Origin of the sequence: Sphingomonas sp. 22R3R2A-7, assembly GCF_036856055.1 — a bacterium.
GTDB lineage: Bacteria > Pseudomonadota > Alphaproteobacteria > Sphingomonadales > Sphingomonadaceae > Sphingomonas.
The window spans coordinates 3,098,353-3,112,562 of record NZ_JASPFR010000001.1 but is presented as its reverse complement, the minus strand read 5'-3'; the positions used below and the strand labels follow the sequence as shown (position 1 = coordinate 3,112,562).

At 67.9% G+C, this 14,210-nt stretch carries 12 protein-coding genes and 1 pseudogene; 10 read left to right on the top strand and 3 right to left on the bottom strand.

The features are described from left to right. The first annotated feature begins 3 nt into the window (after positions 1–3). Entirely contained in the window at positions 4–954 is a 951-nt protein-coding gene (gene thrB, locus QP165_RS14915) for a homoserine kinase (RefSeq protein ID WP_333996214.1), read from the top strand. Next, on the top strand, positions 951–1,424 hold the full coding sequence (rnhA, locus tag QP165_RS14910) for a ribonuclease HI (RefSeq protein ID WP_056020822.1): 474 nt from the start codon (positions 951–953) through the stop codon (positions 1,422–1,424). The genes thrB and rnhA overlap by 4 nt, the downstream gene beginning before the upstream one ends. A 26-nt stretch (positions 1,425–1,450) precedes the next feature. Here rnhA and QP165_RS14905 read toward each other — a convergent pair whose 3' ends face one another. Next, entirely contained in the window at positions 1,451–2,545 is a 1,095-nt protein-coding gene (locus QP165_RS14905) for an NAD(P)/FAD-dependent oxidoreductase (RefSeq protein ID WP_333996213.1), read from the bottom strand. Then, entirely contained in the window at positions 2,542–3,528 is a 987-nt protein-coding gene (locus QP165_RS14900; protein ID WP_333996212.1) for an alpha/beta hydrolase, read from the bottom strand. Before QP165_RS14900 ends, QP165_RS14905 begins: the two co-directional genes overlap by 4 nt. 103 nt (positions 3,529–3,631) lie before the next feature. Here QP165_RS14900 and QP165_RS14895 point away from each other — a divergent pair, with 103 nt between their 5' ends. The 8 genes and pseudogenes from QP165_RS14895 to QP165_RS14860 all read left to right on the top strand — a co-directional run bounded on the left by QP165_RS14895 (position 3,632) and on the right by QP165_RS14860 (position 11,288). Continuing rightward, a complete protein-coding gene (locus tag QP165_RS14895) occupies positions 3,632–4,105 on the top strand; it encodes an A24 family peptidase (RefSeq protein ID WP_333996211.1) in 474 nt (157 codons plus the stop codon). A gap of 62 nt (positions 4,106–4,167) precedes the next feature. Beyond that, positions 4,168–5,202 (top strand): annotated as a pseudogene (gene cpaB / locus QP165_RS14890) (Flp pilus assembly protein CpaB); the annotation flags it as partial. A 191-nt stretch (positions 5,203–5,393) separates the two neighbouring features. Then, a complete protein-coding gene (locus tag QP165_RS14885) occupies positions 5,394–6,842 on the top strand; it encodes a type II and III secretion system protein family protein (RefSeq protein WP_333996210.1) in 1,449 nt (482 codons plus the stop codon). 32 nt (positions 6,843–6,874) lie between these two features. Beyond that, a complete protein-coding gene (locus tag QP165_RS14880) occupies positions 6,875–7,510 on the top strand; it encodes a CpaD family pilus assembly protein (protein WP_333996209.1) in 636 nt (211 codons plus the stop codon). After that, a complete protein-coding gene (locus QP165_RS14875) occupies positions 7,510–8,793 on the top strand; it encodes an AAA family ATPase (RefSeq protein ID WP_333996208.1) in 1,284 nt (427 codons plus the stop codon). The genes QP165_RS14880 and QP165_RS14875 overlap by 1 nt, the downstream gene beginning before the upstream one ends. 53 nt (positions 8,794–8,846) lie before the next feature. After that, on the top strand, positions 8,847–9,818 hold the full coding sequence (locus QP165_RS14870) for a type II secretion system F family protein (protein ID WP_333996207.1): 972 nt from the start codon (positions 8,847–8,849) through the stop codon (positions 9,816–9,818). A gap of 10 nt (positions 9,819–9,828) precedes the next feature. Beyond that, entirely contained in the window at positions 9,829–10,821 is a 993-nt protein-coding gene (locus QP165_RS14865) for a type II secretion system F family protein (RefSeq protein ID WP_056020800.1), read from the top strand. 53 nt (positions 10,822–10,874) lie between these two features. Then, on the top strand, positions 10,875–11,288 hold the full coding sequence (locus QP165_RS14860; protein ID WP_333996206.1) for a hypothetical protein: 414 nt from the start codon (positions 10,875–10,877) through the stop codon (positions 11,286–11,288). 225 nt (positions 11,289–11,513) lie between these two features. On the opposite strand, the gene ppdK is transcribed toward QP165_RS14860, so the two are convergent. Further along, positions 11,514–14,177: a pyruvate, phosphate dikinase gene (ppdK, locus tag QP165_RS14855; protein ID WP_333996205.1), complete on the bottom strand. Its 2,664-nt coding sequence runs from the start codon at positions 14,175–14,177 to the stop codon at positions 11,514–11,516. Positions 14,178–14,210 lie beyond the last annotated feature (33 nt).

Sequence of the window (14,210 nt, the reverse complement as noted above, 5' to 3'; positions counted from 1 at the left end):
CGCGTGGCGGTCTATACGCACGTCTCGGCCGAAGCGCTTGGCGACTTCCTCGCGCGGTTCGATCGCGGCGAGCTGCTGTCGGCAAAGGGGATCGCCGAGGGCGTCCAGAACAGCAACTATCTGGTCGAAACGACCGCCGACCGCTTCATCCTGACGCTGTACGAGGAATGGACGTCGACCGACGACCTGCCCTTTTTCCTGGCGATGCTCGACCATCTGGCGGCCGCGGGCAATCCGGTCCCGCGCGCGCTGCCGGACCGCCACGGCGTCGCGATCCAGCAGCTCGCCGGCCGGGCCGCGTGCCTGATCGAGTTCCTGACGGGCGTCTCGGTCTCGCACCCCACGCCGCGACAGGCGCACGCCGCGGGCGCGGCGATGGGCCGCATCCATACCGACCTCGCCGACTTCGCGCAGGCGAGGCCCAACCCGCTCGGTGCGGACACATGGCGTCCGCTTCTCGAACGGTGCGGGCGCGGGGTGGAGACGATCGAGCCGGGGCTGTACGACCGGGTCGACACCGCCCTGGGCGCGGTCCTTGCCGACTGGCCGCGCGATTTGCCGGTCGCGGCGATCCATTCCGACCTGTTTCCCGACAATGTCCTGATGCTCGGCGACCGGGTGACGGGGATCATCGACTTCTATTTCGCGTGCACCGACATCCGCGCCTATGATCTCGCGGTGATGCACACCGCCTGGTCGTTCGACGCCGAGGGCCGGCGTTTCGACCCGGCGATCGGCCGCGCGCTGATCGACGGATATACCAGCGTCGCGCCGTTGTCGGTGGCCGAGCGCGCGGCGTTGCCGACGCTCGCGCAGGGTGCCTGCCTGCGATTCCTGCTCACGCGGGCATGGGACTGGGTCAACACACCGGCGGATGCGCTGGTGACGCGCAAGGATCCGCTGGCCTATTGGCGGCGACTCGACGCGTATCGCAAGGACGATCTGTTTGCATGACTGACGACGTGATGACGAAGGTGGAGATTTTCACCGACGGCGCCTGCAAGGGCAATCCCGGCCCCGGCGGCTGGGGCGCGGTGATCCGGATGGGCGTGCACGAGAAGGAATTGTCGGGCGGCGATGCGCAGACGACGAACAACCGCATGGAGATGACCGCGGCGATCGAGGCGCTCAACATCCTGACGCGGCCCTGCGCGGTGACGCTATACACCGACAGCAAGTACGTCATGGACGGGCTGACCAAGTGGGTGAAGGGCTGGCAGCGCAACGGCTGGAAGACCGCCGACAAGAAGCCCGTCAAGAACGCCGAACTCTGGCACGCGCTGCTGGCTGCGGTGGCGCGGCACAAGATCGAGTGGCAATGGGTCAAGGGCCATGCCGGCCACCCCGAGAACGAGCGCGCCGACAAGCTCGCCAGCGATGCCGCGGTCGCGTCGATCGCACCCGGAGCAGCGCGGCGCCGCTGACCGCATGCTGCCAGACGCCGCCGCGATCAGTCGGCGTCGAACCGGCCGGGCGCATAGCGCCCCGCATCGATGTTCGCGACGATCGCATCCGGCGCGCGCTTGAGCAGCAACGCCGCTGCCAGGCGCGCGGCGGCGGGCGCGGTCTGGATCCCGAACCCGCCCTGTCCCGCGCACCAGAAAAACGCGGGATTGCGCGGATCGAACCCGTATACCGGGTGACGATCCGGCGCGAACGTCCGCAGCCCCGCCCAGCGGCGCTCGACCTGCTCCACGCGCCAGTCGACCGCCTGCTCGAGCCGGTCGATCGCGATCGCGACGTCGATCTCCTCGGGCGCGGCATCGCAGGGATCGGTGGGCGTCTCGTCGTGCGGGCTGAGCCATAACCGACCGCCGGGTTCGGGCTTGAAATAGAAGCCCCCCGCGATATCGGCGACATGCGGCAGACCCGGCGCGACGGGCGGATCGGTGCGAAGCTGTACCATCGTCCGCCGGTAGGGGCGCATGCCGAGCGGACGAACCCCCGCGCGCATCGCCACCATATCGGCCCAGGCGCCCGCGGCATCGACCAGCATGTCGGCCCGGAACGTGCCGCCGCTTGTTTCGATCGTCCATTGCCCGCCGGCATGGGTCGCCGCCTCCAACGTCGCATGCGTGACGATCTCCGCGCCCGCGCGTCTGGCGGTGGCCAATTCATGCGCGTGCAGCCCCGCGACATCGATATAGGCACAGCTCGGCTCGGCCACGCCGAGCGTCCATTCGGGCCGCAGACCCGGCACGATCGTCGCCGGATCGACACGGTCGAGCACCACCGCGCTTTCGGCGAATTCGGCGATGAACCGGTCGACCGCGTGCGCATCGCCGGCGCGACCGATATGGAGCGACCCGAGCGGCTGGAGAAATCCGCCGGCCTGCAGGACCGGACCCGACGCGGTCGTCAGTGGCTGGATTCCCGGCCCGCCATAGGTTTCCGACCAGAAGGCGGCCGAACGCCCCGTCGCGTGATAGCCGGGGGCATCCTCCCCCTCGATCACCAGCACGCGCGCTTCCGGAGCGATGGCGGCGGCCAGGCTGGTCCCAGCCATCCCGCCGCCGACGATCGCGACGTCGTAGCGCGTCGTCATGCCGGCACCACGTCGTCGAGAAACCCGTCCATCACCGATAGCGCACGGTCGCGCACCGCATCCGATTCGCGCAGGATCTCGTGTGCCGATTCGGGCCCGAACCGCACCAGGCTCGCATTGGGCAGGCGCGCCGCGACTCGGGCAGCGGCACGCGGGTCGACCAGCCGGTCGGCGTCCGCCACGAGCATCAGCACGGGCACCGCAATCGCCTCGACGCGCCGATCCCGCACGAGCGCTGCGCAGCCGTCGAACGCCTGCGACAGCCACGACCAGCTCGGCGGACCGAGTTGCAGGCCCGGGCTGGCGTCGTGCCACCAGCGTTCGTCGCGATAGCGCTCGATGTCGTGCGTCAGCAACCGCTGGCGGGATGCGACGGGGCCCGGCCGTTCATTCTGCCGCCACGCCGCGCGCATGGGCAGCCGGCGCGCCATATAGCGCGCGATCCGTCCCGACATCTCCGCACCGAGCGGCGACCGCAACCCCAGCATCGGCGCGACGAGGATCGCGGCGGCAGGATCGATCGTCCCCGCCGCGAGCGCGCGCATCACGAGCAGGCCGCCCATCGAATGGCCGAGGATCGCCGCCGGGCCCTCGCCCCCGTCCTCGCTGCGCCACTGTTGCCAGAAAGCGGCCAGATCAGCGTCATAGACCCCGAAGTCGGTGACGTGACCGACATAGGGATCGGGCGACAGACGGCCCGACCCGCCCTGCCCGCGCCAGTCGAGCGAGGTGACCGACCACCCCGCGAGGTGCAGATGCGCGATGGTTTCGAGATACTTCTCGAAGCTGTCGCCACGTCCCGCCTGGAACAGGAATCGACCACGCGGGCGCTCGGCAGGCCAGTCGAATCGCCGCAGCATCCAGCCATCGGGTGCTTCCCAGACCCCCACCTGCGCCGCCGCGGGAATCGCGCGACGTGCGTCGGCAGCGAGCGTGAACGATCGCCGCGAAGGCGCCGGTCGGGCCGGCTTTTCGCTTACCAAGCTACTAATTTCGCAGGGAAAATGATCGACTTTGGCGGGGGCGGTATCGGGCATTGGCGTGACGGTTACTTTTTTGAAAGCCATAGGAATTAAGACCTAACGCATGGGGTCGGATTTTACGCTTTCATTTCTGCTTTTCGCGCTGGCGGGCATGCTCGTCCTGGCCGCGATCGAGGATGCGCGCGTGCGTGAGATCGCCAACTGGAAGACCGGTGCGATCGCACTGCTGGCGCCTTTGTGGTGGTTTGCCAGTGGGATGGCGCCCTGGCCCGACATGGCGATCCAGTTGGGCATCGCGGTCGCGGTGTTCGCGATCTTCTGCGTCGTCTTCCATTTCGGGATGATGGGCGGCGGCGACGTCAAGCTGATCGTCGCGCTGTCGCTGTGGCTGCCGATCGGGGCGTTCCTGGTGATGCTGGTGGTGATGTCGGTCGCGGGCGGGGTGTTGACCGCAGGGATGCTGATCGACCGCCGGATTCTGCCGGAAGCCCGGACCGCAAAGCCCCCCGATCGAAGTTCCCTACGGCATCGCGATCGCGTTCGCGGGCCTGTTCGTGCTGCACGAACCACTCCTTAACACCCTCTGGTAGATACTTAATGTTGGATCAACCAACCGGCGCCCGAAAGGCACGATGAGACATGGATAGTCGCAAGGTCATATTGCTGGTGGGCGCGTTGTTCGTCGCGGCGATCACGGCATTCTTTGCCCGGTCGCTGATCGCGGGCAGCGCAACGCCGCAGGCGACGGCAGTGTCGATGCAGCCCGTTGCGATCGACGGGCCCGAGGTTCTCGTCGCCACGCGTGCGCTGCCGGTGGGGACGATCCTCGACGCGTCCGCGCTGAAGTTTCAGCCCTGGCCCAAGGAGCTCGTCGACAACGCCTATTACCTGAAGGACAAGACCGACCTGAAGGCGCTGCAGGGCACGGTCGTCCGCAACATCATCACCGCGGGCCAGCCGGTCACGCAGGGTGCGCTGGTGAAGCCCGGGGATCGCGGGTTCCTGGCGGCGGCGCTCGGGCCGGGCATGCGCGCGGTGACGGTGCCGGTGTCGGCGCAGGCGTCGGTCGCGGGCTTCGTGTTCCCGGGCGACCGCATCGACCTCGTGCTGACGCAGGCGGTCGCCGGCGGGGGCGACGGCGATCCGCTGAAGGTGTCCGAGACGATCCTGCGCAACGTCCGCGTGCTGGCGACCGACCAGCGTACCGACAACAAGGTCGGCGAGGACGGCAAGACGGTCGTGAGCACCTTTTCCAACGTGACGGTCGAGGCGACGCCGCGGATGGCCGAGCAGATCGCGGTCGCGCAGACGGTCGGCACGCTGTCGCTGTCGCTCCGCTCGATCGCGGACAATGCGAGCGAACTCGAGGAAGCGATCGCATCGGGCAGCATCAAGGTGCCCGCAGGCACCGACCCCAAGGCGGAGCGCGCGATGATGGCACGGCTCGCCAGCCAGCCTTCGGGCGGCGCGGCGAGCTATGCCACGGGTGCAGACGTATCGCGCTATCAGCGCAGCACGGTGCCGGGTCGCCCGCCGGTCGCCGCGAACGGCAATGCGGCGTCGGGGATGCCGTCCCCCGCGACCGCGCCGGGGCAGCCGGGCCAGGCCATTACCGGCCCCGTGATCCGCGTCGCACGCGGCAACAGCATGACGATCGTTCCGGTCGGGGGAAGAATTAAGATGCGTATCCGCATGACAGGTTTGCGCGCGCCGCTGGGATGGCCGCTTGCGGCGATCCTCGCAGCGGCAGGCACGGCGCCCTCCGCGATCGCCGACGCGCAGAGCAACTCCCCGCGGACGATGCGCGCCGCGGTGCAGGCGCCCCCTCCGGGCTGGTCCAGGTCAACACCGGTCGCGGCCGGCTGGTGACGCTGTCGCGGCCGATGAGCGACCTGTTCGTCGCCGACGACACGATCGCCGATGTCCAGGTCCGGTCGCCGACCCAGCTCTACATCTTCGGCAAGAAGACGGGCGAGACGACGATTTCGGCCACCGCGAAGGGTGGCGCGATCGTCTACAGCTCGACCGTCCGCGTCGGCAACAACCTCGATTCGGTCCAGCAGATGCTCGGGCTGGCGATGCCCGAGGCGCAGGTCGTCGCGACGTCGATGAACGGCCTCGTGCTGCTGACCGGAACCGTCGCGGCACCCGAGGACGCCGCCGAGGCGGAACGGCTGGTCCAGGCGTTCGTTGGCGATCAGACCAAGGTCCTGTCACGCCTCAAGACCGCGACCCCGCTGCAGGTCAATCTGCAGGTGCGCGTCGCCGAGGTGTCACGCAGCTTCGTCAAGACGATCGGCGTCAACCTGACGAGCCGCGGATCGGGCAATTTCCTGTTCAACATCGCGCAGGGCGGGCGACAGGGCGCGATCACCACCGTCCCCGGAGTCATCGGCGCACCGGGCACGCCGATCGACGCGAACGGCGCGTTCCCCGGCAGCACCTTGTTCGGTTTTCCGGCCAAGGCCGACAACGCGACCTCGCTGGGGCTGGCCGGACGGCTGCTCGGACTCGACCTGCTCGCGGCGATCGATCTCGGCGAGCAGACGGGACAGGTCTCGACGCTCGCCAACCCGAACCTGACCGCGCTGTCGGGCGAGACGGGCACGTTCCTCGCCGGCGGCGAGGTGCCCGTGCCGATCGCGCAGGCGCTGGGAACGGTGACGGTCGAGTATAAGCAATACGGCGTCAGCCTGGCCTATACGCCGACGGTGCTGTCCGACGGCCGCATCTCGCTGCGCGTCCGTCCCGAGGTGTCGCAGCTCGATTATTCCAACGCGGTGACGCTGAACAACACGCGCGTCCCCGGCCTCACCACGCGGCGGACCGAGACGACGGTCGAGCTCGGTTCGGGGCAGAGCATGATGATCAGCGGGCTGCTGTCGAACGCGCACAACAACACGTACGACAAGACGCCGGGGCTTGCGAGCCTGCCGGTGATCGGCGCGCTGTTCCGCTCGAACAGCTTCCAGCGCAACGAGACCGAGCTGGTGATCATCATCACGCCGTATCTGGTGAAGCCGGTCAACAACCCGTCCGACATCGCGCTGCCGACCGACGGCTACAAGGCGCCGACCGATGCCGGTCGCGTCCTGCTGGGCGAACTCGGCAACGGCACGACGGGCGAGCGGCGCCCCGTCCCGACGGTCGCGCCAACGGGCTATGCGACCCCGGCGATCGGTGCGACCGCCCCCGTCGGTCCGCTGTCCCGTCCCGACCGTCAGAACCCCGTGGCGGATACCCGCTCGCTGCCTGCGGCGGCGCCGGCCAGATCGGGCAAGGGCATTGTCCCGATGCCCGGCTTCTCCCGCTGACCCCGCGCACCGTGTCCAAAGGATTTCACGCAATGACGACACATCCGCTCCTGCTGGCGACGCTCGGATCCGCGCTGCTGCTCGGTGGCTGCATGGGTACGCAGAATCGCGGCCTCGAATCGGTCCACCAGCCGGTGGTCAGCCGCGCCGACTATGCGCTCGACCTCGGCACTGCGGGCGATGGGCTGGCTCCGGGCGAGGCGCGCCGGCTCGCGGGCTGGATGAACACGATGCGGATCGCCTATGGCGACCGCGTCGCGATCGACGACCCGGCGGGCGAGACGCCCGCGGCGCGCGCGCAGGTCGCCGACGTCGTCGCGGGCTATGGCCTGCTGCTGTCGGACGACACGCCGGTGACGCAGGCGCCGGTCAGTCCCGGCGCGATCCGCGTCGTCGTCAGCCGGATGCGCGCGGAAGTGCGCGGGTGCCCCGACTGGTCGCGCAACGCCAGCAACGAGATCGCAAGCCATACGTCGGCCAATTACGGCTGCGCGGTGAACAGCAACCTCGCGGCGATGATCGCGCGACCGGAGGACCTGGTCCGCGGATCCGCGGTCAGCGAGACCTATGACCCCGCCTCGTCCTTCAAGGCGATCGACACGTACCGTAAGGCGGTCCCGACCGGCGCCGGCAATGCGCTCAAGTCTGAAACCGTGGGAGGGAAGTAATGAACGCCCCCTGGAAACCCGGCGGCATCGCGCACCGCGAGCCCTTCGCCGCCTATGTCTGCGACGAGATCACCGCCGAGGCGCTCCGGCCGATCGCCGCCGAGCTTGGCTGGTCGGTCGACAAGGTCAACAAGGGTGGCCTGCGCAACGCGATCCAGTCGCTGTCGGTATCCGCATCGCCGCAGATCCTGTTCGTTGACCTCGCCGAGTCGGGCGATCCGCTCAACGACATCAACGCTTTGGCCGAAGTCTGCGAACCCGGCACGATCGTGATCGCCGCGGGACAGGTCAACGACGTCCGGCTGTACCGCGACCTCGTCGCCAGCGGGATCCACGACTATCTGCTCAAGCCGCTTCACCCCGACATGCTGCGCGACACGTTCGGCCATGCGCAGACGATCCTGAACGCGCCCAAGCACGTCGAGACCTCCACCGATCGTGCGCACTGCTCGATCGCGGTGATCGGTACGCGCGGCGGCGTCGGTGCGTCGACGATCGCGACGTCGATCGCGTGGCTGATCGCCGACCGCGAGAGCCGGTCGACCGCACTGCTCGACCTCGACGTCCATTTCGGCACCGGCGCGCTGTCGCTGGATATCGAGCCCGGTCGCGGCCTGACCGACGCGATCGAGAATCCGAGCCGTATCGACGGGCTGTTCATCGAACGTGCGATGGTCAAGGCGTCGGAACGGCTGTCCGTGCTGAGCGCGGAGGCGCCGATCAACGCGCCGCTGATGACCGATGGCGCCGCCTTCTACCAGTTGCAGGAGGAGATGAGCGCGGCGTTCGAATGCACCGTCGTCGACCTGCCGCGCGCGATGCTGGTGCAGCACCCGCATCTGATCAACGACGTGAACACCGTCGTCGTCGTCACCGAACTGACGCTGGCCGCCGCGCGCGACACGATCCGCATCCTGTCCTGGCTCAAATCGAACGCGCCGCAGGGCAAGGTCGTCGTGCTCGCCAACCGGATGCACGCGGGCGGGCAGCTCGAGATCACGCGCAAGGATTTCGAGGGCTCGATCGAACGCAAGATCGATTACGTCGTGACCTTCGACCAGAAGCTCGCATCGCAGGCGGCCAAGCTCGGCAAGCCGATCGTCGAGGCGGGCAAGGCATCGAAGACGATCGCGCCGATCGTCGCGATGGTGAACGAGATGATCGCGAACATGGACGCGGGCGACGACGCGGTGAACGGCGCGTCGGGCAAGGGCGGCTCGCTGCTCGGCAAGTTCGGCGGGCTCAAGGGTCTGATGGCGAAGCGGCCGGCGAAGAAGAAGTGACGGTGATGCCGACCAACATCCCGCAATCCGCGCGCAGGGAGGCCTAGGCCGTCATGGACATGATGCCGTTCGTGATGGTGATGCTCGGCGCGACGCTGGTGATCGGGATGATCGTGTTTGCGTTCGCCGGGCCGTCGACGGGCCGTGCGCAGACGCGGCGGATCGCATCGCTGCGCGAGCGGCACGGCGAAGGCGCGGTGATCGCCGAGGCGCAGATGCGCCGGATCGCGAACGCGCGCGACACGCGGATGGATCTGGCGGTCGGCCGGATCCTCCCCAACCCCGCCGAACTCGCCAAGCGGCTGGCGATGACGGGCAAGGACTGGACCGTCGGGCAGTACGGGATCGCGACCGCGGTCATCGCGCTGGTGGTGGCCACGCTGATGCTGTTGAAGGGGCTGCCGATCCTGCTCGCGCTCTTCGTCGGGCTGTTCATCGGTGTCGGCCTGCCGCACCTCGTGGTCGGCAAGGTCATCGCGCGGCGCGTCGGCAAGTTCACGCAGAAATTTCCCGACGCGATCGAGCTTCTGGTCCGCGGCCTGCGGTCGGGTCTGCCGATCAGCGAGACGATCGGCGTCGTCGGCAGCGAACTCGACGGCCCGGTCGGCGAAGAATTCCGCTCGGTGAGCGACAAGATGAAGATCGGCCGGACGATGGATGTCGCGCTGCAGGAGACTGCGGACCGGCTGGGCACGCCCGAATTCCAGTTCTTCGTGATCACGATCGCGATCCAGCGCGAGACCGGCGGCAACCTGGCCGAGACGCTCGCCAATCTTGCCAACGTGCTGCGGATGCGCGCGCAGATGAAGCTGAAGATCAAGGCGATGTCGTCCGAGTCCAAGGCGTCGGCCTATATCATCGGCGCGCTGCCGTTCATCGTGTTCGGGCTGATCTGGTTCATCAACGGCACGTACATGCAACGTTTCTTCATCGACGAGCGGCTGATCGTGATCGGGCTCGGCGGGCTGTGCTGGATGGCGATCGGGTCGTTCATCATGTCCAAGATGATCAGTTTCGAGATTTAGGACCTAGACGATGGGCGAGACCGCCGGACCTACGCTGCTCGGGATCGACGTGATCACCGCCGCGACCATCCTGTCGGGGATCGCGGCGTTTGCGGTGATGATCGCGATCTATGCGGTCACCACCGTCAGCGACCCGATGACCAAGCGCGTCAAGGCGCTGAACGACCGGCGCGAACAGCTGAAGGCAGGCATCACCGCCTCGACCAAGCGGCGCGCCAAGCTGGTCCAGCGCAACGACACCGCCGACCGGATGCGCGGCTGGCTCTCGTCGATGAAGGTGCTGCAGGACAGCCAGGTCAAGGCGGTCCAGGTCAAGCTCGCGCAGGCGGGGATCCGGTCGAAGGAATGGGCGCCCGCGGTCATTTTCGGCCGGCTGGTCTTGCCGATCGTGATCGGCGGCGCGATGCTTATATGGGTTTACGGCACCGACGGGTTCGCGACCTGGGGCCCGCTCAAGAAATACGGGCTCGTCGCGATGAGCTTCATCCTGAGCTACAAGGCGCCCGATCTCTATCTCGACAACAAGATCAAGAAGCGCACCGATGCGATCCGCAAGGGCCTTCCCGATGCGCTCGACCTGCTCGTGATCTGCGCCGAGGCGGGGCTGACGATCGACGCCGCGTTCCACCGCGTCGCGCGCGAACTGGGGCGCGCGTATCCCGAGCTGGGCGAGGAATTCACGCTGACCGCGATCGAGCTGGGCTTCCTCACCGACCGGCGCAGCGCGTTCGAGAATCTGGCGAACCGGGTAAAGCTCGATGCGGTCAAGGGCGTCGTCACGACGATGGTGCAGACCGAGAAATACGGGACGCCGCTCGCGTCTGCGCTGCGCGTGCTGTCGGGCGAGTTCCGCAACGAGCGGATGATGCGTGCCGAGGAAAAGGCGGCGCGGCTGCCGGCGATCATGACGGTGCCGCTGATCCTGTTCATCCTGCCCGTGCTGTTCGTCGTCATCCTTGGCCCGGCGGCCTGCTCGATCTCGGATGCACTCCTCAAGGGCTGAGGCAACCGCAGCCGCGGCGGATCGTTGAGCCCCCGTAACAGGAGGGTTTCACGATGCCGTTGTTTTCCACACCGACGCAGTTCGCCGCACTGGGGCTGGTCTTGATCGCGGGCTGGCTGCTGGGTCTTGCGAGCCATCCGGGGGGCAAGAAGTGGAAGGCGCGCTATCTCGCCGAACGCGATGCGCATGGCGCCGCCAAGAAGGACGCCGATGCCCGTGCAACCGCCGCCGAGAAGCGCGCGGTCGAGGCCGAGCATGAGAATGCACGGCTGGTGAAGGCAGCCGCCGCCGCACCGGTCGCCGCGCCTGCCGCTGCACCCGGTTTCGTGTCGGCACCGGTGACGACGGACACGCGCGTTGCCGCACCGATTGCGCAGCGCAGTGCAGTCGCGAGCCAGAGCGCCCGCCCGGCATTCGCCGCCGATGGGGCCAAGCGCGGCTGGTTCGACTTCAACCCGCGTCGCTGAGGTTCGGCGACGGGAGAACCGTTTCCCCCGCTATGTGTTCTCCCGCGAAGACAGGAGCCCAGTCTGGGTCCCCGCCTTCGCGGGGAAACAGTCTTTCTCGAGTATCTCCCACCCCGGCGTAGGCCCGGAGCCCAATCGGTATGTCTGAAGTAACTCAGGACGTTCCCTAGTTACTCAGCATCCCCGATTGGGCCCCGGCTTTCGCCGGGGTGGGGTCGTATTTTCTTACTTCTCGGTCAGCGCTGCCTGCGCCGCCGCGAGGCGGGCGATGGGCACGCGGTACGGGCTGGCCGAGACGTAATCGAGCCCGACTTTCTCGCAGAACGCGATGCTCGCCGGGTCGCCGCCATGCTCGCCGCAGATGCCAAGCTTGATGTCGGACCGGGTCTTGCGGCCACGCTCGGCGGCGATCTCGATCAGTTCGCCGACGCCCTCGACGTCGATGCTGACGAACGGGTCCTTCGCGTAGATGCCCTGCTCGACATAGGCCCCGAGGAACCGCGACGCGTCGTCGCGGCTGACGCCCAGAGTCGTCTGCGTCAGGTCGTTGGTGCCGAACGAGAAGAACTCGCCGACTTCCGCGATCTCGCCGGCGCGGAGTGCTGCGCGGGGGAGCTCGATCATCGTGCCGACGAGATACTCGATCGTGCGGCCCTTGTCGGCGAACACCGCCCGCGCGGCCTTGTCGACGACCGCCTTCATCAGCTCAAGCTCGCGGCGGGTCGCCACCAGCGGGATCATGACCTCGGGGATCGGCGCCGCGCCCGATTTCTCCGCGACGTCGACCGCCGCCTCGAAGATCGCACGTGCCTGCATCTCGTAGATCTCGGGATAGGTCACGCCGAGACGGCAGCCGCGATGGCCGAGCATCGGGTTGAACTCGTGCAGCTCCGCCGCACGGCGCTTGAGCGTGTCGACGTCGATCCCCGCCGCGTTTGCGACCTCGGCGAATTCCGCTTCCTCATGGGGCAAGAATTCGTGGAGCGGCGGATCGAGCAGGCGGATCGTCACCGGCAGCCCGGCCATCACCTCGAGGATCTCGGTGAAGTCCTTGCGCTGTTCGGGGAGCAGCTTCTCGAGCGCGACGCGGCGCCCCTTCTCGTCGGTCGCGAGGATCATCTGGCGGACGTTGGTGATGCGGCTGGTCTCGAAGAACATGTGCTCGGTCCGGCACAGCCCAACGCCCTCGGCACCGAACTCGCGCGCGACGCGGCAATCTTCCGGAGTCTCGGCATTCGCGCGGACCTTGAGGCGGCGGACCTCGTCGGCCCACACCATCAGCGACGCGAAATCGCCCGACAATTCCGGCTGCACGGTCGCGACCGCGCCGATCATCACCTCGCCGGTAGTGCCGTCGATGGTGAGCAGGTCGCCCTCCTTCACCTCACGACCGCCGCAGCGCATGATCTTCGCCTTGGCATCGATCGACAGCGTCCCCGCGCCCGAGACGCACGGCCGTCCCATGCCGCGAGCGACGACGGCGGCGTGGCTAGTCATCCCACCGCGTGCGGTCAGGATGCCCTTGGCCGCGTGCATGCCGTGAATGTCTTCAGGGCTGGTCTCGGTGCGGACGAGGATGACCGCGACGCCGTCGGCGGCCTTCTTCTCCGCGGTGTCGGCGTCGAACACGACCGTGCCCGAAGCCGCGCCCGGCGATGCGGGCAGGCCCTTGGTCAGCACATCGCGCGTCGCGTTGGGATCGAGCGTCGGGTGGAGCAGCTGGTCGAGCGCCATCGGATCGACGCGCTGGATCGCCTCCTCGCGCGTGATCAGGCCCTCGTTGGCCATGTCGACCGCGATCTTGAGCGCGGCCTTGGCGGTCCGCTTGCCCGCGCGCGTCTGCAGCATCCAGAGCTTGGTCTTCTCGACCGTGAACTCGATGTCCTGCATGTCGCGGTAATGGTTTTCGAGCGTGTCGAACACGTCGGCGAGCTGGCCGTAGACCTCGGGCATCGCCTCTTCCATCGAGGCGGGCTTGGCACCGGCGTCTTCGCGCGCAGTCTTGGTGAGATATTGCGGGGTGCGGATGCCGGCGACGACGTCTTCGCCTTGGGCATTGATCAGGAACTCGCCATAATAAGCGCGGTCGCCCTTGGACGGGTCGCGCGTGAACGCGACGCCGGTCGCCGACGTCTCGCCCATGTTGCCGAACACCATCGCCTGGATGTTGACCGCGGTGCCCCAGGCGGCGGGAATGTCGTTGAGACGGCGATAGACCTTCGCGCGCTCGGACTGCCACGAACCGAAGACCGCGCCGACCGCGCCCCAGAGCTGGTCGTGGACGTCCTGCGGGAAGGGCTTGCCCCACTGCTTTTCGACGAGGCCCTTATATTCGGCGACCAAAGCGCGCAGGTCGTCGGCGCTCAGTTCGGTGTCGAGCGTGAAGCCCTGGTCTTCCTTGGCGATCTCGAGCGCTTCCTCGAACGCGCCGTGATCGAGCTCGAGGACGACGTCGGCGTACATCTGGATGAAGCGGCGATAGCTGTCCCAGGCGAAGCGCGCGTCTTCGGACTTGGCGGCGAGGCCCTCGACGGTCTGGTCGTTGAGGCCGAGATTGAGGACGGTATCCATCATCCCCGGCATCGACGCGCGCGCGCCGCTCCGGACGGAGACGAGCAGCGGGTCGGCGGCGTCGCCGAACTTTTTCCCCGTGACGCCCTCGATATGCGCGAGGCCGGTCGCGACCTCGTCGCGCAGGCCCTGCGGGAATTGGCCGCCCTCGTCGTAATAGACCGCGCAGAACTCGGTCGAGATCGTGAAGCCCGGCGGGACCGGCAGGCCGATCGACGCCATCTCGGCGAGGTTCGCACCCTTGCCGCCGAGCAGGTTCCGGTCGCCCTTGCCGCCGTCCGAAACACCGCCGCCGAAGCGGTACACATATTGGGTCATCACAGGTCCTCTAGGTGTTGTTGCGCACAAGGC